16 protein-coding genes are annotated in these 25635 nt (G+C 69.9%); 6 read left to right on the forward strand and 10 right to left on the reverse strand.

Annotation, left to right across the window (positions count from 1 at the left end; all coding sequences use genetic code 11):
• Positions 1-101: 101 nt before the first annotated feature.
• Positions 102-974 (reverse strand): zf-HC2 domain-containing protein, encoded by an 873-nt coding sequence (locus OV208_RS24170; protein ID WP_267576240.1) that lies wholly within the window; start codon positions 972-974, stop codon positions 102-104.
• A complete protein-coding gene (locus OV208_RS24175) occupies positions 971-1528 on the reverse strand; it encodes an RNA polymerase sigma factor (protein ID WP_267576241.1) in 558 nt (185 codons plus the stop codon). The genes OV208_RS24170 and OV208_RS24175 overlap by 4 nt, the downstream gene beginning before the upstream one ends.
• 435 nt (positions 1529-1963) lie before the next feature.
• Between OV208_RS24175 and OV208_RS24180 the strand changes: the two genes are divergently transcribed.
• A complete protein-coding gene (locus tag OV208_RS24180) occupies positions 1964-2971 on the forward strand; it encodes a cupin-like domain-containing protein (RefSeq protein ID WP_267576242.1) in 1008 nt (335 codons plus the stop codon).
• A 9-nt stretch (positions 2972-2980) separates the two neighbouring features.
• Here OV208_RS24180 and OV208_RS24185 read toward each other — a convergent pair whose 3' ends face one another.
• Positions 2981-5737: a CHAT domain-containing protein gene (locus OV208_RS24185; RefSeq protein ID WP_267576243.1), complete on the reverse strand. Its 2757-nt coding sequence runs from the start codon at positions 5735-5737 to the stop codon at positions 2981-2983.
• A gap of 516 nt (positions 5738-6253) precedes the next feature.
• On the opposite strand from OV208_RS24185, the gene OV208_RS24190 reads away from it, so the two are divergent.
• Positions 6254-7327: a polysaccharide lyase gene (locus tag OV208_RS24190; protein ID WP_267576244.1), complete on the forward strand. Its 1074-nt coding sequence runs from the start codon at positions 6254-6256 to the stop codon at positions 7325-7327.
• Between the two features lie 192 nt (positions 7328-7519).
• Complete coding sequence (locus OV208_RS24195) at positions 7520-9058, forward strand: ricin-type beta-trefoil lectin domain protein (protein ID WP_267576245.1); 1539 nt, start codon at positions 7520-7522, stop codon at positions 9056-9058.
• Positions 9059-9147: 89 nt separating this feature from the next.
• Here OV208_RS24195 and OV208_RS24200 read toward each other — a convergent pair whose 3' ends face one another.
• From OV208_RS24200 to OV208_RS24215, 4 genes are all read right to left on the reverse strand, one after another.
• Positions 9148-10698 carry a DHA2 family efflux MFS transporter permease subunit gene (locus tag OV208_RS24200; protein ID WP_267576246.1) on the reverse strand — a complete coding sequence of 517 codons (1551 nt, stop codon included), beginning with the start codon at positions 10696-10698 and terminating at the stop codon, positions 9148-9150.
• Between the two features lie 3 nt (positions 10699-10701).
• Entirely contained in the window at positions 10702-11982 is a 1281-nt protein-coding gene (locus OV208_RS24205) for an HlyD family secretion protein (protein WP_267576247.1), read from the reverse strand.
• Positions 11983-12025: 43 nt separating this feature from the next.
• Positions 12026-12532: a MarR family winged helix-turn-helix transcriptional regulator gene (locus OV208_RS24210; protein ID WP_267576248.1), complete on the reverse strand. Its 507-nt coding sequence runs from the start codon at positions 12530-12532 to the stop codon at positions 12026-12028.
• Between the two features lie 126 nt (positions 12533-12658).
• Positions 12659-13780 carry a glycerophosphodiester phosphodiesterase family protein gene (locus tag OV208_RS24215; RefSeq protein ID WP_267576249.1) on the reverse strand — a complete coding sequence of 374 codons (1122 nt, stop codon included), beginning with the start codon at positions 13778-13780 and terminating at the stop codon, positions 12659-12661.
• A gap of 173 nt (positions 13781-13953) precedes the next feature.
• Here OV208_RS24215 and OV208_RS24220 point away from each other — a divergent pair, with 173 nt between their 5' ends.
• Both OV208_RS24220 and OV208_RS24225 read left to right on the forward strand, forming a co-directional pair.
• Positions 13954-14670 carry a sterol desaturase family protein gene (locus OV208_RS24220; protein WP_267576250.1) on the forward strand — a complete coding sequence of 239 codons (717 nt, stop codon included), beginning with the start codon at positions 13954-13956 and terminating at the stop codon, positions 14668-14670.
• A 54-nt stretch (positions 14671-14724) separates the two neighbouring features.
• Complete coding sequence (locus OV208_RS24225; RefSeq protein ID WP_267576251.1) at positions 14725-14955, forward strand: hypothetical protein; 231 nt, start codon at positions 14725-14727, stop codon at positions 14953-14955.
• Here the strand turns inward: OV208_RS24225 and OV208_RS24230 are convergent, their stop codons facing one another.
• The gene (locus OV208_RS24230) at positions 14956-15426 is read right to left on the reverse strand and encodes a nuclear transport factor 2 family protein (RefSeq protein WP_267576456.1); all 471 of its coding nucleotides are present in this window, start codon (positions 15424-15426) and stop codon (positions 14956-14958) included.
• Positions 15407-24166 carry a non-ribosomal peptide synthetase/type I polyketide synthase gene (locus OV208_RS24235; protein WP_267576252.1) on the reverse strand — a complete coding sequence of 2920 codons (8760 nt, stop codon included), beginning with the start codon at positions 24164-24166 and terminating at the stop codon, positions 15407-15409. The genes OV208_RS24230 and OV208_RS24235 overlap by 20 nt, the downstream gene beginning before the upstream one ends.
• Positions 24167-24285: 119 nt before the next feature.
• Between OV208_RS24235 and OV208_RS24240 the strand changes: the two genes are divergently transcribed.
• Positions 24286-24822 (forward strand): metal-dependent hydrolase, encoded by a 537-nt coding sequence (locus OV208_RS24240; protein WP_120533975.1) that lies wholly within the window; start codon positions 24286-24288, stop codon positions 24820-24822.
• A gap of 9 nt (positions 24823-24831) precedes the next feature.
• Here the strand turns inward: OV208_RS24240 and OV208_RS24245 are convergent, their stop codons facing one another.
• On the reverse strand, positions 24832-25632 hold the full coding sequence (locus OV208_RS24245; protein ID WP_267576253.1) for a glutaminyl-peptide cyclotransferase: 801 nt from the start codon (positions 25630-25632) through the stop codon (positions 24832-24834).
• Positions 25633-25635 lie beyond the last annotated feature (3 nt).

Genomic DNA, 25635 nt, shown 5'->3' on the forward strand with positions numbered 1-25635 from the left:
CCAGGAGCCTGACACGTCATCCCGTGTCCGAAGGCGAAACTCCCGCGCGGGGCGCCCATTGGTGGACGCTCCAGCGCGCGGAAAGGGCACCACGAGGATGCTTAAGGCGCCGAGGTACCGCGCTGCCGCTGCGCCTGCGCGCGCGCCTCGTCCACCCGACCGCGCGCCTCGTCGCTCCAGCCGGGCTCACCCAGGGCCGCCACCTGCTCGAAGTCACGCGCGGAGCGGTCGTACTGCTTCAACCCGTACAGCGCGAGGCCGCGGTTCCACAGGGCCTGCGCATGCGCCGGCTCCGCGCGCACCACGGGGTCCAACAGGTTCAGCGCGTCCTGGAAGCGGCTGTCGTGCAGCGCCACCACCGCCAGGTCGTTGTCGCGCGCCAGCGACGCGGGCTCGCGCACCAGCACCGCCTGCGCCTGCTGCCACTGACCGTGCAGCACGTAGGCCGCGACGATGCCGCGGAACTCCTTGCGCTCCTCCATCTCCGCCAGCGGGCGCAGCGGCAGGGGGGTCGGGGCCAGGGCCTCCGAGGCCTCCGCGCCAGAAGCGTTGCCATTGCCGCGCATGGGCACGTAGCGGCGCCACTGGTCCGCGCGGGCATGGGAGACGCGGCCTTCCAGCGCGCGCGTGGACTGGTTCTCCAGGAAGACCACCGCCGGAACTTCCGGCGCCGGCATCATGCGCGGCACCATGACGGCGCAGAGGCTGGCGGCCATGGCCAGCGGCGCCACCACGCGCGCATTGCGGCGCACCCACGCGCCCAGCGCCACCACATTGCTCCGAGGCTGTTCCACGGGCTGCTCCGCGACGCCCGCGCCCAGCGCGCGCGCCGCCAGCAGCTCCAACTGGAGCAGGTCGCGGAGGCCGCCTTCACAGCCAGGGCAGCGCGGCAGGTGGTGCCGGAAGCCCTCCGCATCCGCTTCGGACAGCTCTCCGTCCATGAAGAGATGCAGCTTCGTGCAATGCGCGTTCATACCTGGACTCCCCGCTCCCGGGCCACGGCGACGCTCGGAAGCAGCAGTTCCCTGAGGTCCCGGCGCGCCAGCGTCAGCCAGCTGCCCACGGTGCCTACGGGGACGTTGAATTTCTCGGCAATGGCCTGGTAGCGGAGGCCTTCCGCGTGCAGCTTGTACGCGTCCCGCAGGTGCGGCTTGAGCTGCTCGATGGCCGCCTTGAAGGCGTCATTGCCCACCAGCTCCCAGTTCTCCTGCTCCCCATCCCCCGTCGCTGGCAGGTCCTGCACCAGCGCCAGGTGCGGCAGCCCCCGGACCTCCGTCCGCTGCCTTCGGCAGTGGTCGAGGAACCGGTTCGTCATCGTCGTGCACAACCACGCCGCGCACGCCGCTTCCGTGCGGTCCTTCAAATGGCCGTACTCCGGCATCGCCCGCTCGAAGGCCTCCTGGACCAGGTCCTCTGGATCCAGGATGCCGCGAGCGCACAACCGGCGGGCCACGGCCAGCAGGCTGGGCCGGTGTCGCTGGCTGAACGCTTCGAAATGGCGTCGTTCCCGGTTGAAGAGGTTGGCCATGACGCAAGGACCCGAAGTGACTGGTGGGCTTCCTGACTAAAGACGCCGAGCGCTCTGTTTCTTGAGAGAAAAATGCCCGGAAGCGCGGACAGGCCCGCCGGGCCGGACGCTCACCGGGCGACTTCTGCCCCCTCCAGCAGGGCGGGGACTGAAGGCGGCGGCAAAGGACGCCGGCGCGGCCGCGGCTCGCGCTGCTCGCAGTTCACATACGAGCCCTTCACGTGTGGGGCGCTGTGGTCGGGCTCGAAAGCTCCGGGTCGGGCAAAGGACACGTCTCCGGGGGTCATGGATTGCTTCTCCTGGTACGACGGAAGTCCGGCGTAAGCCTGGGATGGGTAGAAAAAGACGGACGGGGCCAGTCCATAGCACGCCCTGGAGCACTGGCAGGAGGGGCCCCCTTCGGGCCAATCCTTCAAGAATTTCAAGGAGTTCCGAATGAGCGAGGACAAGTCCCTGTTGCGTCCGGAGTGGCGTCAATGGCTGGCGGAGAATATGGCCCTGGGGGTAGGGCCGGAAGAAGTGCGACAGGTCCTGGTGGGTGCGGGCGTGGATCCGGCGCTGGCCCACGAGGAGATGGAGGCGGTGCGAAAGCACCCCTACTTCCAGGCGTGTCTCCAGGTGGCCCGGCACTTCGGGTGGCTGGAGTCGCTGATGGACGTCTACAGCGAGCTGCGCTCCCAGGACGGGGGCCGCCAGTTGGAGGTGCGCGAGCACCTGGCGCCGGAGGAGTTCTTCCACCGCTACTACTTCGGCCACCGGCCGGTGGTGCTGCGCGGGCTGATGAAGGACTGGCCGGCGCTCCAGAAGTGGTCGCTGGGCTACTTCCGCGAACACTTCGGGCCGGTGGAGGTGGAGGTGATGATGGGGCGCGACGCGAACCCGGAGCACGCGGCCCAGCATGAGCGGCACCGCACGCGGATGCCCTTCGCGGACTTCCTCTCCATGGTGGAGTCCGGGAAGGAGACGAACGACTACTACATGGTGCCGCGCAACGATAACTGGCGGCACGAGGGGCTCTCTCCACTGCGCGAGGATCTGCGCGCGCCCGGAGGGCTCATCGACCCGTCGTTGCAGGCGGACATGATGACGATGCTGTTGGGGCCCGCGGGCACCGTCACCCCGCTGCACCACGACAACATGAACATCCTGTTGTGCCAGGTGATGGGCCGCAAGCACGTGAAGCTGGTGCCATCCTTCGAGCGCCACCGCGTCTACCCGCACCGGGGCACCTTCAGCCATGTGGACGCGGGCAGGCCGGACCTGACGGCGCACCCGCTGTTCGCGCAGGCCTCCGTGCTGGAGACGGTGCTGGAGCCCGGGGACATGGTGTTCCTGCCCGTGGGCTGGTGGCACTGGGTGAAGGCGCTGGACGTGAGCGCCAGCGTCACCTTCCACCACTTCCTCATCCCCGGCGGCAACACGCACCTGGACGCCCCCTTCTAGTCGCGGCGGTCAGTCCGCCTTTTCCACCAGCAGCACGGAGCGCGTCCACGCGGCGCGCGCATCGCGGGCCAGCCACGCCTGACGCTCGTCGCGCAGCGCGACGGCGGCGGGCGTCCCCGCGTGGATGCGGCGACGAACGCCGTCGAAGAAGCGCCCCGCCGCGTCCGGGATGTCCACCGTGGAGGCCAGCACCGCGCGGGCGCCGGAGTCGATGAAGGCCGCCGGCAGGCTGAAGGGCTCCGTGCTCTGCAGGGCCGTGGTGCGGCCCGCGCTGCACGCGGCCAGGAACACGGTGGGCGAGCCGGTGAGCCGCTGCTCGCGCACCACGTCCGCGGTGAGCGCGTAGCGGCCGTTCACCTCCGGCGACAACACCACCAGCGACGCGCCGGAGATGCTGGGGTCGGTGATGCCGTGCGCGTGGATTTCAATCTCCGTGGCGTCCGCCATGCGGGCCAGCACGCGCGAGGGAGTGGCGTCCGAACCGGACAGCACGTCCGGCGGCGCGGCCCCTGGCTCCGCGTCCGGCGTCCACGCGGGAAGCCGCGGCAGCTGCAACAGCGATGGGGCCTCCACTCCGGCCACCACCAGACGGCGCGAAGCACTGGCGCCCGGCGTGGGACGCGGCCCCTGGGCGCGGCCCAGGCGGAAGCTCCACGCGATGTCCACCGGCAGCAGGTCGGTGCGGCCGAAGACGGGGGCCCACGCGAGCACGTCCACCCGGTCGCAGCCGGAGAGCGTCTTGCGCAGGGCCTCCGGCACCAGCCGCGAGGAATCCGCCCGCGCGAAGGGCTCCTTGCGAGCGGCGTCGTAGTGTCCCTTCACATCGCCCTGCGGGCCCAGCGCCACCAGCACGGCGCGCTCGGCGTGGACGCTGGCGGCCAGCGCGCACCGTGTAGGCACGGGCGTGCCCAGCTGCCCGGCCATCAACGCCACCACCTTGGGGAACTCGCCCGCGCGGCCCGCGTCCACCGCGAGCGACGAATGGCTGAGCGCCCAGGACTCGCGCGCCAGCGCATCCCCGCGCGGCAGCGCATCCGCTTCCGAGATGGTGGTCTTCAAGAGCGCCTCGCCCCGGGTCCGGTCCTGATCCAGGAAGAAGCGGCCCTCCAGATAGTGCGCATAGGCGCGCTCGCCGCCCAGCACCGCCAGGCCCGACACGGCGTTGGAGGTGACGCGGGACAACCAATCCGCGTCGTGGGGACCGGAGCCGGAGCGCGTCAGCTCCGCGAGCGTGGCGCCGAACACCAGCTCCATGCGGTTGTCGGCGCAGGCGGCGGCGATGTCCAGCTCGCGCCGCGCGTCCGCCGGCCGCAGGTCCAGGTAGTGCAAGTGCGCCAACTGAACGTGGGGCCACGCGCAGTTTCGCGTGGGGCCGCGCGCCATCCATTCCTCCAGATAGGCGCGGGCGCTGCCCAGGTCGTTGCGGGAGCGCGCCACCTGGGAGAGCGACTCCAGCGCATTGAACTCCAGGTCCCATTCGCGAAGCTGCCGGGCCCCCGCCCACAGCATGCGCGCGTGCTGCTCCGCTTCCGTCACGCGCTGCATGTCGTAGTAGAAGACCGCCAGCCGTCGCTCCAGCTCCAGGCAGCGCACCGTCAACGTGCCCTCGCGGCAGTGCTGGAGCGCGGAGAAGAGCCGCTGCTCGCCCTTCCACCACGCGCCGTCCGCGACCTCCTTGTAGGCCTGGTCGCGCTCCGCCTGGTACGTGAACCATGGGTCGTCCAGGCGCTTGATGCGCTCCAGCACGTCCTTCAGGTTCTTCATCGTGCCGTTGCGCGTGCGGAGGATGGCCCCCATGTAGAGGTCTTCGTCACCGGGCAGGCGCGCCTTGTCCAGGAAGCCGTCGGGCACCGTGCCGCCCGGGCGCATCGCCGCCGCGTACTGCCGCGCCAGCTCCCCGCGACGGGTGAAGTCGCGCTTCGACACACGCTGCACGTAGTCCGCGAGCGTGCTGCCGCCCTGCAACCGATCCAACTCCTTCGCCAGCGGCATCAGCGCCAGCGCGCGCTCCTTGGATGCCGCGGTGCGCACCACGTCATAGAAGACGCCGCGCACCGTGCCCGGAAGCTGGCGGGCGGCGTCCAGCGGCAGCGGCGCGTTCGCGTCCTCCACCAGGGCCAGCGTCGCCTCGCGCGCCGCCTTCCACTGACGCTGGCGCTCCAGCGTGCTCTCACGCAGGGACAGCGCCTGGGCATGGGCCTCGCGGCTCCAGCCCTGCTCGCCCAGCTTCGCCACCTGTTCAAAGAGCTCCGACGCGCGCAGCGTCAGGCCCATCTCCCGGAACACCAGCGCGCGGTTCCACAGCGCCTGCGGCAGGTTCGGCTTCGCCGCGAGCGCGCCATCCAGCAGCCGCAGCGCCCGTTCGAAGTCGCCGCGCGCGAGCGCCACCGCGCCCAGGTCGCTGTCGCGCTCCGGAGAGGCCGGCATGCGCTCCAGGAAGGAGGCCGCCTGGTTCCACTCCGCTTCCAGCGCGTACGCGGACGCGATGCCGCTCCAGTCCTCCCGGGCCTCCATGCGAGCGAGCGGGCCCAGGGGCATCGGCTCGGCCGGCACGGGACAGCCTCCGGCGGGCGCGCGTGAGCGGTAACGGTCCGCTTCCGCGTGCGTGAGCCGGGACTCGATGCGGGCCGCCGCCCTGCGCTCCACCCAGAAATTGTCGGTGACGGGCAGCGGGGTCGCCGCGGGCTTCAGGGCCGCGACTCCGGCCGCCATCAATGGGAGGGCCAACGCCAGCGCCCAGAGCATCTTCTTCGCCGGCTTCACCATGCGGTCCCCTCGGGCGCCTCCCCCGTGCCGCCGCCCCTGCTGCCCGTTCTACACCAACCTCCGACGAACGCCGACCCGCCTCCGCCCCCACCCGCCGGGCGTCCCATGACGCGGTGGGCAGCAAGCCGCTGGAAATTCATGCACGCCGGATGTTTTTCGATCCCCACGAATCAATAGACGGACATGTCCGCCGATCTTGAAAAAGACCGGTCTTCCCACCGCTGACGCGAGTGAGGGACGGAACGCCGGGCCGTCAGGTTGTTGGGGGGATGACGCTCGGGGGCCCGCCTGCATGGCTGCTGGCGTCAGAAGGTTTGAGCGCCCGCATCCTCCCGGAATCACGCGCTTCGGCATGCCTGGGGAAGTGACGGGCGGCAGGGCCCTGTGTCCCTCTCACCCCGGCAGGCGGCCCAGGGAGCCCACGGACGACAGGGGCTTGGCAGGCGGGGACGCGCGGGAAGGAGTTTCGCGCGCCACGTGTCCCCTCCGCCCAACCCGGACCGAAAGGACCCCTGTTTGAAGCAACTCCTTCGACTCGTCGCCGCGGCCTCCCTCATGCCCGCCCTCGCATCCGCTGGCATCCTCTGGAAGGGCGACTTCGAGACCGGCAACACGTCTCAATGGACCCGGAGCCAGACCGTTGCCTCCAGCCGTCTGCAGGTCGTGACGGACATGGTGCGCGATGGGAAGTACGCCCTCAAGGCCGTCGTGAAGCAGGGCGATGATCCCATCAACGCCAGCGGCAATCGCAACGAGCTGCTGTACCTGACCCACGAGACGCAGGGGAAGGAGTACTTCTACAAGTGGAGCACCCTGTTTCCGAAGAACTACCCCGTCCATGACTCCTGGCAGGTCATCACCCAGTGGCACCAGGAGAGCTGCTGCGGCTCACCGCCGCTGGAGTTCTTCGTGCGCGGGGACAAGATCAACCTGCGCGTGGGCGGCAACACCACGCCCGTGCTCTGGCAGACGACGCTGGACCAGGGCAACTGGCACGACTTCGTGCTGCACGTGAAGTGGTCGTCCGACAAGAAGGTCGGCTTCGTGGAGCTGTACCACAACGGCAAGCTGGCCCTGCCGAAGACCTACGGGGCCAACCAGTTCGGCAAGGAGCTGAACTACCTGAAGATGGGCCTGTACCGCGATGACGCCATCAAGCCCGAAGGCACCATCTACCACGACGGTTTCACGATGGCCTCCGCCCTGGAGGACGTGATGCCCCCCGCGCCCGCTCCGGTGCCCGTGGAGCCCGCGCCCGCGCCCGTGCCGGACGACACCACCATCCCGACCGAAGACCCCACCATGCCCCCCGTGGCGGAAGTCCCCGTGACGCCCACGCCCGAGGCGCCCGTCGTCACGCTGCCCAACATCGGCGGCCAGGCGCCCACGGGCACCACCACGCCCATCTCCAACAACCCCAATGGCCTGCCCGGGGACTCGTCCCTCGGTGAGCCCGTGGCGGGTGGCTGCAGCGCGTCCGGCACCTCCGGCACCCTGCCCTTCGCCGCCGCCCTCCTGATGCTGGGCGCCGCCACGCTGCGCCGTCGCCGAGCCCCCGCCCGCGTGCGGAGCAACGCGTCGAAGCGCTGACTTTCCCCTGATATCGAAGCAAGTCCCTGGCCCGGTGCGCCCTCATGGCGCGCCGGGCCATTTTCGTTTCTCTTACTTTCTTCGATGACACAAATATGTCAGAGATTTTTACTATTCCTTGAATTGATTGACCTCCAGGGCTCAATCGGGTTTGCCTGCGCGCCTCCCCCGCAGCACGAAAGGCAGGACCCGATGAAGCGGAGCTTCGGTCTGTTCTCCACCGCGACGGTGCTGTTCGCAGGCGCGACCCTGGGTGTCATCCCGTCCGTGGCGCTGGCGGCTTCGTCCCAGCAGGACACGGCGTTCGCGCTGGACGCGTCGCCGGAGCTGCTCTCCGCGATGCAGCGGGACCTGGGCCTCACGGCGGAGGGCGCGCGCCGTCGGCTGGCGGCGGAAGCGGCGGCGGTGCGGGTGGAAGGCTCGCTGCGCACGGAGCTGGGTGAGCGCTTTGGCGGCGCGTGGATGAACGCGGACGGCAGCCAGCTGGTGGTCGGCGTCACCACGGACGCGGACGCGGCCCTGGTGCGGCGCGCGGGCGCGGTGGCCCAGAAGGTCAAGCACACGCAGGCGGCGCTGGAGCAGGTGAAGGCGGAGCTGGATCGCGCGGGCACGTCGGCCGGCCGCACGGTGCATGCGTGGTACGTGGACGTCATCACCAACAGCGTGGTGGTGCTGGCGCAGGACTCCGCGCTGACGGGCGGCACGGACTTCCTGGCGAAGGCGGGCGTGAAGAGCGACGCGGTGCGCGTGGTGCCTTCGCGCGAGGAGTTCAAGCCCCTGTACGACACGCGCGGCGGTGACGCGTACTACCCGGGCAACGCGCGCTGCTCCATCGGCTTCCCGGTGGCGGGCGGCTTCGTGACGGCCGGCCACTGCGGCGGCGCGGGCACGGGCACCAGCGGCTTCAACGGCGTGGCCCAGGGCACGGTGGTGTCGGCCAACTGGCCCGGCAACGACTTCGCCTGGGTGCGCACCAACGGCTCCTGGGGTTCGCAGCCGTGGGTGAACAACTACGCGGGCGGCAACGTGCTGGTGTACGGGGCGCAGGAGGCGGGCCTCAACGCGTCCATCTGTCGCTCGGGCTCCACCACCGGCTGGCGCTGTGGCGTCATCCAGGCGAAGAACGTCACGGTCAGCTACTCGGCGGGCCTCGTGTACGGCCTCACCCAGACGAACGCGTGCGCGGAGGGCGGTGACTCTGGCGGCTCGTGGCTGTCCGGCAACCAGGCGCAGGGCGTGACGTCCGGCGGCTCCGGCAACTGCTCCACCGGCGGCACCACCTTCTTCCAGCCGCTCAACCCCATCCTGGGCGCGTACGGCCTGTCGCTCACCACCACGGGCAGCGGCGGCGGCACGGGCAGCCCCCTCATCGGCCTGGCGAACAAGTGCATCGACGTGCCGAACTCCAACACGACCGACGGCACCCGCCTGCAGCTGTGGGACTGCAACGGCACCAACGCGCAGAAGTGGACCTTCATGTCGGACGGCACCGTGCGCGCCTTCGGCAAGTGCATGGACGTGGCCTGGGGCTCGCGCGACAACGGCGCGGCCATCCAGCTGGTCACCTGCTCCGGCAACGCGGCGCAGCAGTTCATCCTCTCCGGCGCTGGTGACCTGGTGAACCCCCAGGCCAACAAGTGCGTGGACGTGTCGGGCGGCAACTCCGCCAGCGGCACCCCCCTGCAGCTCTGGGAGTGCAACGGCTCTAGCGCGCAGAAGTGGCGCCGGTAGTCGTCCCGCGCATCCCCTGACGTAGAAACGCGCGGACCCGAATGCACCCGGGTCCGCGCGTCTTCATTTCCGGCCGGCCGCCAGCGCCGTCAGTGCGCGCCTTCCACCTTCACCGTGGGGTCCGGCTTCTGGAGCATGCCGACCAGGATGAGGGCGCAGGCGAAGATGACGGCGAGGATGAGGAAGTTCGCGTTGAAGGCCCGCACCAGCGCCTGCGCGTTGACGCGCTGTCCGAGCAGCCCCATCGCCGCGCCCGTCGGGTCCAACACGCCCTTCGCGGCCATGGCGCCCTTGAGCTGGGCGAACTGTTCCTGGGCCACCTGACCGTACGCGTCCACGTGCGACGTGATGGCGGTGAAGTGGGCCTTGGTGGTGCGGCTGAGCGCGCTGCTCATCCACGCGGTGCCAATGGAGCCGCCCAGCTCACGCGTCAGGTTGAAGAGACCCGCCGCGTTGCCGCGCTGCTCCGGACGCAGGTTGCTGAGCGCCATCACCGACAGCGGCACGAAGATGAAGCCCATGGAGCAGGCGCGGATGAACACCGGCGTAATCAGCGTGATTTCGTCCACCCGGGTGGTGAGGTGGCCGTTGGTCCACAGCGACGCGCTCATGCCGATGACGCCCAGGGCCACCAGGAAGCGTCCGTCCACCTTCCCGCCGAACTTGCCGATGAGCGGCATCAGCAGGATCTGGATGGCGCTGCCCTTGAGGAAGATGAGGCCGATGTCCAACGCCTCGTAGTGCATCACCGAACCGCAGAAGAGGCTGAACAGGAACGAGCCGGAGAACAGCGCGGTCCCCACGAGGAAGTTCACCCCCGTGGCCGCGGTATACGAGCGGTTGGCGAACACCCTCAGGTCCACCACCGGACTGGGTGTCTCCAGTTCGTGGATGACGAAGGTGATGAGCGCGATGCCGGCGATGACTGCCAGCAGCGTGATGAGCTTGCTGTCGAACCAGTCCTCGCGGTTGCCCTCCTCCAGCACGTACTGGAGGCAGGCCATGCCCACCGCCAGGAGCGCGATGCCGTTCTTGTCCACCTTCTCCGTGGAGCGCTCGAAGTGGGGCTGGTCGATGGAGCGCCACGCCATGTACGCGGCGAAGAGGCCCACCGGCACGTTGATGAGGAAGATCCAGTGCCAGCTCGCCGCGTTGATGAGCAGCCCGCCCACGGTGGGCCCCAGGAGAGGCCCCGTCACAGCGCCCAGGCCGAAGAGCGCGCCCGCCATGCCGTGCTCCTCGCGCGGGTAGCGGGCGAAGAGGATGGCCTGCGAGGTGGGGATGATGGCGCCGCCGCCCATGCCCTGGAGGATGCGGAAGGCGACGAGCGACGGGAGGTTCCACGACAGGCCGCACAGCACGCTGGCCAGGGTGAAGAGCAGGATGGAGAAGGTGAAGTACTTGCGGAAGCCGAACCGGCGCTGGAGCCAGCCCGTCATCGGGATGACCACCACGTTGGCCATCATGTAGCCGGTGGACACCCAGGCGATCTGATCCAACGGCGTGCCGAAGCTCGCGCGGATGTCGCTCAGCGCCACGTTGACGATGGAGATGTCCAGCACGGACATCAGCGCCGCCGCCATGGCCGCGATGGTGATGCCCGCCTTGGAGCCCTGGATGACGTCGCGACGCGCGTCCACGGGCTACTCCGCCTTCCGGACGTCCACCGCCGCCGTCTTGTGGGGCTCCGGCTGCGCGCCGGTGGCCACCGTCACGTAGGCGCTCATGCCCGGCTTGATGGGCAGCGCCTTCAAGTCCCCGTCGAAGCGGATGAGGACCGGGATGCGCTGCACCACCTTCACGAAGTTGCCGGACGCGTTGTCCGGGGGCAGCAGGGCGAAGCGCGCACCGCTGGCGCCCGCGAGGCTGTCCACGTGGCCGCGGAAGGCGTGGCCACCGAAGGCGTCCACCTTCACGTCCACCGGCTGGCCCGCGCGCATCTCACCGACCTGGTCCTCCTTGAAGTTGGCCACCACCCAGAGGTCGTTCTGCGGCACGACGGCCATCAGCGGACGCTCCGGGCCCACCATCTGCCCCACCTCCACCGTGCGGCGGCTCACCACCCCGTCCACCGGGGCGCGCACCTGGGCGTAGGACACGTTCAGCTCCGCCAGCGTCAGCGCGGCGCGCGTCTGCTTGAGGCGGGCCTCCGCGAGCCTGAGCGCGGCGTTCGCGGACTGCACCTGCACGGGGCCCGTCTCCGCGGCGGTCAGCTTGCCCTGCGCGGCCTCCAGGCCACCGGACGAGCTGGTGATGCCCGCCTCCGTGGACACAAGCCGCGCGCGCGACTGGTCCAGGGCCGCCTTGGCCTGGTCGAACGCAGCCTGACGCGTGTCCAGGTCGGACTGCGACAGCGCGCCCTGCTCGCGCAGCTGCTTCACGCGGCCCAGGTCCGTCTCCGCCAGCCTGAAGCGCGCCTCCGAGGACGCCACGTCCGCGCGGGACTGGTCGAGCGCCGCCTTGGAGGAGCTGATGCCGCTGGAGGCCTGGGTGACGCCCGCGCGGGCCTGCCGCAGGGTGGCGCCCGCGTTGGTCTCCGTGAGGGTGAGCTGGGCCTGGGCGTTGGTGAGCTGGGCCTCCGCGCTCATCACGTCCGCGCGGGCCACCTCCAGCCGGGCGTCCAGGTCCGCGTGGTCCAGCACCACCACCACGTCGCCGGCCTTCACCGACTGGTTGTCATTCACCAGCACGCGGGCCACCTGCCCCGACACGCGCGGCGACACGTTGGCGATGCGGCCTTCCACCTGGGCGTCGTCGGTGGATTCGTGGCCGTGGGTGAGGAGGAAGCGCGCGCCCCCGCCCAGCACCGCCACGCCCACGAGGAGGGGCAGCACCTGCTTCGCGCGGGAGCGCTTCGCGGGCTGCGGGGCGACGGGGGCTTCGGCGGGAACGGCGTCCAGGGGGGCGGCGGTGCGGGTCGTCATGGTTGTTGCTCGAATCGGATGATGAAAGGGGTCGAAAGGCGGATCAGGGATCGCGCAGGGCGGGGACGCCGGCGGACACCTTGGCCAAGAGGGCGCGCAGGGTGTCCCGCTCGTCGTGGCTCAGGTGGGCCATGAGCGCGGCGGTACGGCGGTAGTGGTCGGGCAACATGCCCTGCATGAGGTCGCGGCCGCGCTCGGTGAGGTGCACCGAGTACATGCGCCGGTCCTCGGGGTGGTCCACGCGGGAGACGAGGCCGTCCTTCTCCAGCGTGTCCAGCAGCCCCGTCATCGTGGCCCGGCTGCACGAGGACAGCTCCGCGAGATCCGCGGGGCTCAGGGTTTCCCCCCCGTCCTCCGCCAGGAACAGCTGCACCAGCACCACGAAGCGCCCCTGCGACAAGCCATGCCGCGAGAAGTGCGCTTCGTAGGCCCCCGTCAGCTCATTGGACAGACGCAGCATCGTGACGCACGTCTCGATGGCGCTCGGGTCCAACGTGGGGAAGCGGTGGACCAGCCGCTGCAACCGCTCGTACCGAGGCACGAGCTTCATCGGGGTCGCGTTCTTGGGGGGTGTGGGAGCCAAAGCGAAGCATCTAGTAAGGCCCCTAACGATTTCGCGCAAGGTGATTCGGGCCCTGACTACCTTCCCGAATCCTGGGGGCGGATGGGGGCTCTCCTACTCGGAGGCCACCTTCAGGTCCGACCCTGTTGGTAGGTGCTCCAAGAGGTAGACGGTGCGCAGCTCGGGGTGGTGGGTGTGCATGGTGCGGAGAGCTCCCACATCGAAGGACTGCACGTCCGCGCGGGCGGTGAATCCGGAGGACAGGATGGCCTGGGCGACCGCGTCTCCGTGTGTCGGGGGAATGTCTCGCTTCGCGGAGGTCCGTTTGAGTTCCACGTTGAAACGCACCCGCTTCGCGTTCCGGGCGCGGAGCGGGTCGCGGGCGGTGTGCTCGGCGTCTGACTGTGTTTCAGCGAAGGCGAACACCTGGCGCAGGGTGGGCACTGTGTAGGCGTCCGGAAGGCCCGTGCGGGCGGCGAACGCGACGGCTTCGGGAGACAGGGTGCGGTCGTTCGCCTGTTCGGGACGGTCCTCCAGGAGCCGGTCGCAGACGAAGTCGGACTGGAGTCGGGCGACGGGCAGGGAGGCGATGGGGACCGGGGCGGAGAGTGGGCTTCCGTCCGCGCGGCGGCACTTCTTCGGGGACAGGTCCGGGTCGTGGGAGAGCACGGGCACGCCGTCCGCCGTGAGCACGGTGTCCAGCTCCAGTGTGGTCATGCGGTGGTCGAGCGCGGCCTCGAAGGCGGGCAGCGTGTTCTCTGGACGCAGGCCCCGTGCGCCCCGGTGCCCCTGCGCATCGAAGCGCTTCGGGTCGATGAGGCCGTCCGCATCCAGCAGGTCGCCGGGTGTGCCATCCGCGTTGGCGTCGAAGTCGCGCACCGCCTGGGCGAGCAGGTCCGGCCGGTCGCTGATGATTCCGTCCACGCCTCGCTGGAGCAGGGCCCGCATCGTGGGCAGGTCGTTCACGGTCCAGACCACGACGGGATGCCCGGCCGCGCGGAGGCGCTCCAGGTCGATGCCCCGTCCTGACGTCGCGGACGGCGTCAGCAGCGCGACGGACGGGGAGCAGACAGGCCTCTGGCTGGAACCCTGGGCCTGGGCGTGTGCTCGCGCGGCATCCATCAGCCGCACGGTGGCATCGTCCCCGGGGGCGGGGGTGGTTCGAAGGGGCCCGGTGCAGGAAGCAGCGAGGCCCGCGAGGAACAGCGCGGAGGCGGTCAGTGAGGCGGTGGACACGGGCACATCCTGCCAGCAGCCGGGCTCGGGGATGGGCGTGGGCCGCGCTGAGGGCCCGCCGTCGCGGAGCCCCAGCACCTGGGCGGCGGAGCGCAGCTTTGTGCAAGGCGACACTTCAGACAGACAAACGGCCAGAGGCATCCGGCGGTTCTCATCCCAAGACTCAGGGTGTCATGGGACGCGCGTACTTCCGGAATCAGTCCACCCGCATGTTCGAGAACGACTTTCTCGAAGCTTGCTCGAAGGTCCATCCCGCGGTGCCGGTCCTCCTCTACGGCCCGTTCACGCTGGGCCTCTTCGGGTGGGGCCTGTCCACGGGAAGGACAACGGTGGGGACGAGCGTGCTGTTCGTGCCGCTCGGCCTGCTGACGTGGATCGCGATGGAGTACTGCATCCACCGGTTCTTCTTCCATTGGGAGGGCAACGGCCCCATCACCCGGCGGGTGCATGAGATTGCACACGGCTATCACCACAAGTACCCGGACGATGCCCGGCGTCTGGTGATGCCGCCCAGTGCGAGCATCCCGCTGGCCCTCCTCATCGGCGGGCTGCTGTGGCTGGTGGGCCACCCGGCGCAGACGCTTCCGTACTTCATCGGCATCGTCTGGGGCTACATGACCTACGACACCATCCACTGGGCCACGCACCACCACACGCCGCGCACGAAATGGGGCAAGGAGCTGCGCGCGCACCACATGGCGCACCACTTCGCGACGCCGGACCGCAACTTCGGCATCAGCAACCGGTGGGTGGACATCCTGATGGGCAGCGGCGGACGACGCAGCAGGCCCTCCGAGAAGCGCGCGCCCGACCGACACGCTCGTCCCGAGCAGGGCTCCGGCGAACGACCTTGCCCACCCCTGAGCGTCCCGGTTAGAGAAAATCCCTGACCCCGAAACCTGGAGCCAGGGCGAGGGGCCCGCGCTTCAGGAAGCAGGGACGATGTGGATGTGAAGGACGCCACCGTGCAGACCGCGCTTCGCCAGGCCTGCGAGGACGCCGGCCTGCCAGAGTCCCTGCGCGGCTGCGTGTACCCGCTGCTGCGCGATCCGGAAGGCGAGTGGCCTTCGTGCTGCGGTGGAGGCTGCATGCCGTGCTCCTCCACGTTGACGGATGTGGCGGTGCGCACCCTGGAGCTGCTGGGCACGCCGCGCCGTTCGCCCCTGCCGCCCTGACTACCGATACTTGTGGTCCACCAGCACCTCCGTGCGCGGAAGCGACCAGTGCATCTGGACCATCCGCCACTCCGTGCCCCGGCGCTCGAAGGCGCAGGCCACGCGGATGCCCTCGAAGGTGACGGGACGGCCGCCCGCCACCAGGGCGATGTCCATCGCGGGCAGCGTGAGGCACGCCATCGTGGAGGGCGGCGCCCCGCCGTGCCAGAGCTGTTCGGAGCGCAGCGTCACCCGGATGCCGCTCAGGCTTCCGAACTGGGTGCGGAAGGAGTGCTCGACCTGGGCCCAGCCGACGAAGTGCAGGTTGGAATGGGTGCCCACGACCACGATGTCGTCGTCGTGCCAGAACAGCTCCCGCAGCGCGTCCAAGCTGCCGCGTTCGTAGGCGTCCACGAACGCGGTGAAGCGCTGTCCCAGTTCGGCCTTCCAGCTCCCCGGCTCCTTCGGACGCTCAACCCACGTTGTCGTCATCACGCCGTGCTCCCTTCCCCGCCGTCAGGCAGTCCTCGATGAGCCGGGCCACCTGCCTCACGAAGGGGGCCTCCATGACGCTGAAGTGGTTGCCGGGCACTTCGTGGAACTGGAAGTCCGCCGTCGTCATCGCGCGCCACCATTGCTCCGCGTGGCCGTCCAGGACCGTGTCCCGCTCCAGGGCCCGCAGGTACACCAGGGGAATGGGATGCCGTCCGGGCGAGTACGCGGCGATGGCCTCGTTGGTGGCGAGCACCACGTCGCGCAGCCGGAAGTCGAGCTCCATGGCCGTCTTCAAGCCCTCCGCCGCGCGCGGAGAGATTTCCCGGAACGCGTCGATCAACTCGAGCACGTCCCCCACGCTGCGAATGCCCAGCCTGCGCGAGTCATCCACCGTCACCGTGTCGATCTGGATGACGCCCGACACCGCGTGCCCCCGCTCCAGCAGGACGGCCGCCATCTCGTAGGCAATCACGCCGCCCGACGAATGGCCTCCCAGCCAGAAGGGCCCCTTCGGATGGGATACCAGCAGCTCGTCCACGTACCGTCGCGCCATCGCGGGCACGTCCCGATAGAGCACCTCGCCGGGCTCCAGTCCCGAGGCGCGGAAGGCATGCACCGGCCGGGCGGGCCCCAGCCGTCGCGTCAGCGGCATGTACGTGAAGACCGTTCCCCCGACGGGCTGCACGAAGAAGAGCGGCGTCTGGCCGGGCCGCCCCTCCTGGAGCCGCATCAACAACGCGGCCTCCTTGCGGAACGGCCGTCCCGTCTTCTCCAGCTCGGCGAGGATGGCCTGCGTCAACGCGCCCAGCGTCGGATGCTCCAGCACCGCATGCAGCGACAGGCCCACCGACAGCTTCGCCTTGAGCTCGCGGTTGAGCTGCACGACCAGGAGGGAGGTTCCCCCCAGCTCGAAGAAGTGGCTGTCGGGCGTCAGCGACTCCTCGCCCAGCAGGTCCTTCCAGATGGCCTCCACCCTCGCCCGCACGCCCTCCCGCTGGAGGCCCCGGGACCCGACGACAGGTGTCGGTGGCAGCTCCACCGAAGGACGCGGCTCCGTCGTCGCCAGCGAGTACCGCTTGCGCTCGAAGGGGTACGTCGGCAGTGGGACGCGCCTCCGGGACACCCCGCCCCGCATCACGCTCCAGTCCACCGGCACGCCCGCGGTCCACAGGTGGCCCACCGCGCCCAGCAGCGACTGCTCGTCGGATTCCGGGGCGGTGCGCCGGCCCTCGGGCACACCGAGCGTGGGAAGGATGAGCCGGTGCGAGCCCGCCTGCGGATGCAGCAGGGCCAGCGTGGAGAGGATCCGCCCCGGCCCCACCTCCACGATGAGCTGCTCGCGGCGTTCCAGGAGCAGGTCCAGGCCCCGGTAGAAGCGGACCGTGTGTCGCAGGTGACGGGCCCAATAGGAGGGGTCTCGCGCGGTGGCCGCGTCCATCCAGGTGCCCGTGACGTTGGAGACCAGGGGAATGCCCGGGGCCTTCGGACTCATGGATGATGCCAGGGCCGTGAGCGGCGCCATCGCCGGCTCCACGAGCGCGGAGTGGAAGCCGCTCGCGCGCGGCAGTCGCTTCGTGCGAACGCCCTTCGACAGCAGCAGCGTCGCGAAGGACTCCAGCGCTCCTTGCGTCCCGGACACCACGCACTGGCCGGGACCATTGACCGCGGCCAGCGACAGGTCGTCGGGAAGCTCCTGCGCCAGCACGCTCTCCGACAGCGGCACGGCCAGCATTCCCGAGGGCGGCAGGGCATCACAGAGTCGACCGCGCAGCTCGACCAGGGCCACGGCCTCCTCCAGCGACAGGACGCCGGACAGACATGCCGCGGTGTATTCGCCCAGGCTGTGGCCCATGAGGGCCGTGGGATGGACGTTCCAGGAGAGGAGCAGCCGCGCCAGCGCGTACTCCGTGGAGAAGATGGCGGCCATGCCCAGCGACGGTGCGCGCAGGGCCTCCTCGGCGCGGGCCCGGTCCGCTTCTTCCGCGAACAGCACGGCGCGCAATTCGCGCTCCAGGTCCTGACCGAAGCGTTCGAGGCATTCATCCAGGGCCTCGCGGTACACCGGTGAGCGCCGGTACCACGCCGCGCCCATGCCCACCTCCTGCGTCCCCGTCCCGGGGAACAGGAAGACCACTTCGGGCACGTGGCGAGGCGCGCGCCGAGAAGGCCCCGACCGCCGGAGCTTCGTGATGGCGTCCGCCGGATCCCGACTCACGACCACGCGCCGGTATTCGAAGGCGGTCCGCCCTTCGCGCGACGTGTACGCGACGTCCGCGAGTGATTGCGTCGGATGCTGCTCCAAGTGGTTCGCGAGCAGCCGCGACGCCGCGTCCAGGGCCTCCTCGCTCCGGGCCGACAGCACCAGCACCGTCTCGCCTTCGGGCGCGTCGGTGGCCACTGGCGCGGGCGGGGCCTCTTCGAGCACCACATGGGCGTTCGTCCCGCCAATGCCGAACGCGCTCACCCCCGCGAGGCGTGGGCGCCCCTCGGGGAGCATCCACGCGTGTCCCTCCCGGCTCACCACGAAGGGGCTTTGCTCCAGCGCCATGTCCGGAGGGCTGTGTTCGAAGTGGACGGTTCCAGGGATGAAGCGGTGCTCCAGCGCCAGCGTCACCTTGAGGAGTCCGGCCACGCCGGCCGCCGAGTCCAGGTGCCCCACGTTGCTCTTGAGCGAACCCAGCGCGCAGGCGGGCGCCGTGTCCTCGCGGTCTCCGAAGGCCAGCCGCAGCGCCTGGACCTCCAGCGGGTCTCCCAGCGGCGTCGCCGTCCCGTGGGCTTCGACATAGGTGATGTGACGCGGATCCACTCCCGCGGCCTCGTGCGCCCGCGCGATGACGTCGCGCTGTCCCTCCACGCCCGGCGCGGTGAAGCCGACCTTGCCGTTTCCATCGTTGTTGATGGCCGAGCCCCGGATGACGGCGTGGACGGTGTCGCCATCGCGCAGCGCGTCCTCCAGGCGCTTCAACACCACGAGCCCCACGCCACTGGAGGGCACGGTGCCGCGCGCCCGCGCATCGAACGGTCGGCAGTGGCCGTCCGGGGACGTGATGCTCCCCTCTTCGTGGAGGTAGCCGGCGGGGCCCGAGGCGAAGAGGGAGACCCCTCCCGCCAGCGCCAGCTCGCACTCGCCCGCGCGCAGGCTCTGACAGGCCAGGTGGATGGACACCAGGGACGTGGAGCAAGCGGTCTGCACCGTGAGCGCGGGCCCGCGCAGGCCCAGTTGATACGCCGTCGTCGTCGCGAGGAACTGCCACGGATTGCCCAGGATGGACCGGTACGATTCAGACGCCACCGACAGGGTGCGGTAGCGCGACGCGACCTGCTCCAGCCAGTAACGCGGCACGCCCGCGCCCGCGAAGATGCCTGCCTTTTCGGACAGTCGCTTCGGGTCGTAGCCCGCGGACTCCAGCGCTTCCCAGGCGCACTCCAGGAACAGGCGGAGTTGCGGATCCATCAGCCGGGCGTCCTGCGTGCTGTAGCCGAAGAAGCCAGCGTCGAAGAACTCGGCGTCCTCCAGGATTCCCGACGCGCGGACGTAGGCGGGCTGCTCCACGAGCTTGGGATCCTCTCCCGCCGCCAGCAGCTCCTCCCGGCTGAAGCGGGACAGGCCCTCACGGCCTTCCACCAGCAGCGACCAGAGCGCTTCGAGATCCGGCGCCCCCGGGAAGCGGCCCGCCCGCCCGATGATGGCGATGCTCCCCGGATGCTCCGGGCGCGCACTCCGCTCCCGGTGAGGCGTTCGCGAAGGCTGCTCCACCGGCACGTCGTCCAGGTGCCGCGCCAGCGCCTCGATGGTCGGGAACTGGAACAGCCTGGCCATGCTCAGGCGGATGCCCAGCTCCACTTCGAGCGCCGACTGCATCCGCGCGAGCAGCAGGGAGTTTCCCCCCGCGTCGAAGAAGCCTTCCTGTCTGCCGACCCGCTCCACGCCGAGCAGCCGGCACCAGATGCGCTCCAACGCCTTCTCACGCTCCGTGGACGCAGCCGTTCCGGAAGCCACGTCGCGCTCGCGGGTTCGCGAAGAGGGCGGCGGCAGTGCACTCCGGTCGATCTTCCCGGTGACGCCCAGTGGGAACGACTCCAGCACCACCAGCTCCCGGGGAATCATGTGGGGCGGCAGCGTCTGGCCCAGCGTCTCCTTGAAGCCCCGCGACTGGAGGCGCCCCGCCGCGTCGGCATCCCTTGGGACGACGTAGCCCACGAGGTGACGCTCCCCCGCGAGCAGCCGGAGTTCGACCACGGCATCCCGCACGTCGGGGTGCTCGCGCAGCGCTGCCTCGACCTCGCCGGGTTCGATGCGGAAGCCGCGCAGCTTGAGCTGCCGGTCGGAGCGCCCGTGGAACTCGATGCTGCCGTCCGGACGGTGGCTTGCGACATCACCGCTGCGGTAGAGCCGCGCTCCCGGCTCCGTGCTGAACGGATGGGGAACGAACCGCTCCGCATCGAGTTCGGGGCGGTGCAGGTAGCCCCGCGCCAGCCCCACCCCGCCAATGTAGAGCGAGCCCCGGACGCCCACGGGCACCGGCGCCAGGGCGTCATCGAGCAGATAGACCTCGTAGCCCGGAAGCGGCTTGCCGATGGGTGACCTTCCCGCGCCCGCCACGCAATCGCCGGCCGTCGTGAAGACGGTGGTCTCCGTGGGCCCGTACACCTGGATGAACCGCCGCCCCGGAGCCCAGGTGTCCACGAGCTGCTCCGGCACCTCTTCGCCGCCGACCGCCAACACCTTCAGGTCCGGGAGCGCCCGCCAGGCCATGGGGCTCAGCGCCGCGGGCGTGAACATCGCGATGTGGATGCGCTGGGACTCCAGGAAGTCGGCCAGCTCCTCGCCGGGCATCACCTCCGCCTGCGCGAGCAGGTACAGCGTCGCGCCGGAGAAGAGCGTGGGGAAGATCTCCGCGACGGAGAAGTCGAACCCGAAGCGCGTGAACTGCAACGCGCGGATCCCGGGCCCGAAGCCGAAGCGTGAGGCCACGGTCTCGCAGAGCTGAACCGCCCCCCTGTGCGCGAGCAGCACGCCCTTGGGCTGTCCCGTCGAACCCGAGGTGTAGATGACATACGCCAGGTCATCGCCCGTGACGGACACCCGGGGATTCTCCACGGAGGCGCTGGCGAGCGCTTCGCGCAGCTCCTCCAGGCAGAGGACCCGGCCTCCCGTGTCGGCCACGAGCGACCGCGTCGCCTCCTGCGCGAGCACGAGCTTCAGCCCCGCGTCCCGTGCCGTGAACTCCAGCCGGGCCTTGGGGTAGCTGGGGTCCAGTGGCACGTAGGCCGCGCCCGCCTTCAGCGTCCCCAGCACGCCGATGATCATCTCGAAGGAGCGCTGAAGGCACAGGCCCACCAGCGCCCCAGGTCCGATGCCCAGCGAGCGCAGGTGGTGGGCCAACCGGTTCGCCTCCGCGTTCAGCGTCCGGTAGCTCATCACGCGGCCCTGGAAGACCAGGGCGGGTGCATCGGGCGTGCGTTCGACCTGGGCCTCGAAGGGGCGGTGCAGACAGCCAGCGGTGGACACGTCCTCCACCGGGCCCTGTGCCCAATCGAGGAGCCGCGTCTTCTCCTGCTCCGACAACAGCGGCAGCGCGGAGACGGACACCCCTGGATTGCGCACGGCCTCGCGGAGCAGCGTCACGAAGTGCTCGCCCAACTGGGTGATCATCCAGGGGTCGAACAGGTCCAGCGCGTACTCCATCCGCACGGACATTCCCTCCGGTCGCTCGTCCAGTTCGATGGAGAGGTCCAGCTTCGACGTGCCTGTGTCGGTGTCGTGCGGTTCCACCCGCCACCCCGAGCCCGGCACCGAGATGGGCGGCTCCAGGGTGCACGACACCTGGAGGAGCGGATTGGCACCGGGGATGCGCACCGGATTCACCGCCTCCACGATGCGCAGGAGCGGCGCCTCCTGATGTTCGAGCGCCTCCAGGCACACCTGCCGCACCTGCTCCAACAGGGCCCGGAAGCTCAACCCTTCGGAGAACCGCAGCCGCAGCGGCAACAGGTTCACGAAGTGTCCGGAGATGGAGCGCAGCTCCTCACGTCCGCGCCCCGAGAAGGCACCACCGAGGATGAAGTCGTCGCTGCCGGAGTAGCGGTGCAGCAACGCGCCGAACGCCGACAGCATCGTCATGAAGAGCGTGGCGTCCTCGCGGCGCCCCAACGCCTTCACGGCCTCCAGTAGCTCCCGGGGAATGCGCACGACGTGCTTCGCGCCCCGGAAGCCCTGCACCGGAGGACGGGGACGCTGGGTGGGAAGCTCCAGGTGCGAAGCCCCCGCGAGCGTCCGCGTCCACCAGGCGAGGTGCGGCGCGATGGCCTCCTGATAGCGCGAGCCCTGCTGCCACACCGCGGCATCGCCGTACTGGAGCGGCACGGGCTCCAACGCCGCGGGCCTCCCGTCGATGGCCGCCCGATAGAACCGATGCAACTCCTGGAGGAACCCCGCCATCGTGAAGCCATCCACGACCAGATGATGCAGGACCAGCGCGAGGCGGCACTCCGAAGGGCCCAATCGCATCAGCGTCGCCCGCACCAGCGGCCTGTGTTCCAGGTCGAAGGGCTCGCGCGCCTCCTGCGTGGTCAGTTGCGCGGCCTTCGCGCCACGGAGTCCTTCGGGGAGCGAACGAAGGTCCACGCTCCGCAGTCGGAACGGTGTCCCGGACTCCACTCGCTGGAAGGGGCCTTGGGACGTGGATCCGAAGGTGGTGCGCAGGATCTCATGGCGGGCGATGAGCGACTGGAACGCCTGCTCCAGCGCGGCGGGTTCGATGTCGCCCGGCAGGTACAGCGTGAAGGGCTCGTTGTAGAAGGCACTCCGGGGCGCCACTTGATGCAGCAGCCAGAGCTGCCGCTGGGCATCGGACAGCGGCAGGGGCCCGCTCCGGTCCACGGGAACGACCGGAGGCAGGTCCACGCCACGCGCTTCGCCCCTCGCGGACTCCACGCGCCGCGCCAGCGCTTCGAGGGTCGGATTCTCGAACAGCGCCCGCACCGGCAGGCGGACCGCCACCGCTTGATCCAACCGTTCGATGAAGCGGATCGCCAGCAGCGAGTCCCCTCCTGAATCCAGGAAGCGGTCCTGGGTGCCCGCTCGCTCCGTGCCCAGCACCTCCGCCCAGACGCGCGCCACCTCGCGCTCCAGTCCCTCGCGCGGCGCACCACCGTCCCCTGAGCCGAAGTGCGGCGCCGGGAGCTGCTGGAGGTCCACCTTCCCACTGGGGTTGAGCGGCAGCCGGTCCAGGACGCTCACCGCGTGGGGCACCATGAAGGCCGGCAGTCGGGAGCGCAGGTGCGCCAGGAGCTCCGTCGCGTCCGGGGAGGCACCGTCGCGCGGTGAAACATAGGCGACCAGCCGCTTGTCCCCAGGTGACACCTCATGCACCCGGACCACCGCGTCACCGACCTGCCCGTGAGCCCGCAGCGCGCTTTCGAGCTCCGCCAATTCGACGCGGGCGCCCCGGATCTTCACCTGGTGGTCCACGCGCCCCAGGAACTCCAGCGTGCCGTCCTCCAGCCACCGCGCGCGGTCCCCCGTCCGGTACAGCCGCGCGTCGGGAGCGTCGCGGAAGGGGTCGGGGAGGAACCGCTCTTGCGTCAGGTCGGGACGGTCCAGGTAACCGCGCGCGAGCCCTTCCCCACCGATGTACAGCTCTCCCACGTCACCGATGGGCAGGAGCCCCAGCGCGTCATCCAACACGTACACCTGGAGGTTCGCGAGCGGCCCCCCGATGGAGATGGACTCCCCCGGCGTGGGCCGTGAACGGATTTCATACGCCGTCGCGGAGGTGGTGCACTCCGTCGGGCCATAGCTGTTGAGCAGGCGCTGGGGCTTCCCATGCGTCATCACATGCGCCACCCACTTCGGATCCAACACGTCGCCACCGACCATCAACACGCGCAACTGGCGGAACGCAGCCGGGATGGCCGCGGCCAGTTGATGGAACAGCGACGTGCTCAGGACCGCGACCGACACCGCGTCGCGTTCGAGCCGTTCCGCGAGGAGAGGAGGCGACAGCAGCGTCTCCTGCGAGATGAGGCACAGCGTGGCGCCGTTCAGGAGCGCACCCCAGACCTCCAGGGTCGAAGCGTCGAACGAGAACGAAGCGGCCTGGAGGACGCGGTCATCGGACCGGAACCCCATGAAGCCTTCGTCCAACACCAGCCGGGCCACGCCCCGGTGCGGAATGCAGACACCCTTGGGCCTGCCCGTGGAGCCCGACGTGAACAGCACGTAGGCCAGCGAGTCGGGACCCGCGCCGCCCCGGACGTTCCAGGCGTCACGTTCCTCCATGGGTTCGTCCAGAGAGGAAGGCTCGACGATGTGCCCCTGGAAGCGCAGCCCCTGGAGGTCCTCGCGCCGGCCCACGAGCACGCGCAGCCCGGCCTCTTCGACCATCACGTTGAGACGATCCACCGGATGATTGGAATCCAACGGCAGATAGGCACCGCCTGCCTTCAGGATTCCCAGCAATCCGATGATTGTCTCGGGCGTGCGGTCAACGCGGATTCCCACGGGTTGATCCAACCCCACGCCTTGCGCCTGGAGCCGCCGCGCCAACCGGTTCGCCCGCCGGTTGAGCGTGTCATAACCGAGGGTTCCCCCTTCGAAGCGCAATGCCACGGCATCCGGTGTGTCGCGTGCATGGGCTTCGAACAGCGTTGCAATGTCCTGCCTGGAAAACTCCGTCTGGCGTCCCTGTGAAAAAGCCCGGAGTCTGTCTGGGTGCGCGGAGATGGTATTCACGATGAATCATTGCCCCCTCCTCTCTCAACGCACGGAGCCAGAATCCTTCACCCATGGCATGGGCTTCCCGAGGCCTGGGTGACGGCCGGACGTGAATCACCGTACGCTTCCGCACATCCATGAATCCCATCGTCCACGCCGAACTGTCCTGGCTGCTGGCACAGGGCCTCCGCGAGCGGCGTGACCGCATCCTCGTCACCTGCGCGGGGCTCGCACCGGACCTGGATGGACTGTCATTGCTCGCGGGTGAAGAATTCTACGCGCGCTATCACCACGTCATCTTCCACGGCTACGTGGGGGCGCTCGTCACCATGACGGTCTGCGCCGCGCTGGCCCGGCGGCGCGCGGCGGTGGCGCTGCTGTCGGTGGCGGCATTCCATGGGCATCTGTTGTGCGACCTCGCGGGCAGTGGTCCCGGTTGGCCCATCCACTACTTCTGGCCGCAGAGCTTGAGGGAGTGGTTCTGGTCCGGACAGTGGAACCTGGCCTCGTGGCAGAACACGCTCATCGGACTGGCCGCGACGCTGGCCTGTCTGGCGTGTGCCCTGCCCTTCCAGCGGACCGTGGTGGAGCTGTTCTCCCTCCGCTGGGATGCGGAGGTCACCCGGACGGTGCGGCGGCGCTTCTCCCGACAGGGGGCCACCGGGGCGCCTTGAAGCCGGTCATTACGGAGTGGTCGCGGGCTCCAGCTTCACCTCGAAGAGGTCGGGCCAGCGCTTGCCGGTGAAGAACAGCCGGCCGGTGCCCGGCTCCAGCGCGATGCCGTTGAGCACGGCCTCATAGCCGGGTGCCCGTCCGCGCACCGCCCGCACCAGCTCCGACGCGTCGATGACCGCCAGCACGCGGCCCGTGGCGTAGTCGATCTTCAACACGTGGTTGGCGTGCCAGACGTTGGCGTAGACGCCGTCCTCCGCGCACTCCAGCTCGTTGAGCCTCTCCTGCGGCACGCCCTGCGACGTCACCTCTACCTGGGACTTCACGTGGAAGTCCTTCGGGTCGTGGAAGCGCAGCGTGGACGTGCCGTCGCTGCGCACCAGCTGGCCGCGCCAGAAGCACAGGCCCCAGCCCTCGCCCGTGTACGCCACCTGCTTCTCCTGCACGGGCGTCGCGCCGTTCCACACGAACAGCGTCTCGTCCTGCCATGTGAGCTGGTACAGGCGCTCGCCGTCGCTGGCCAGCCCTTCCGGGAACACGTCCGGCAGGGACTGCTTCCACAGCGGCGCGGACTGCTCCAGCGAGATGCGCCGCAGGTCTCCGTCCTCGCCGGTGCTCTCGTAGAGCTGGCCTTGGTGGAACTGGAGGCCTTGCGTGAAGGCCGTCGGGTCGTGCGGGTATGTGTGGACGATGCGCGCCACCAGCCGCTGGGGCACGGCCTCGGAAGGTCCCGCGTCCGGCGTCTGACGCTGCGCGGGCGCGCACCCCAGGCACAGGAGCGACAACGACAGGGACCAGGACATGCGGCGCATGGG

The sequence above is a fragment of the Corallococcus sp. bb12-1 genome, assembly GCF_026626765.1.
Lineage (GTDB): Bacteria > Myxococcota > Myxococcia > Myxococcales > Myxococcaceae > Corallococcus > Corallococcus terminator.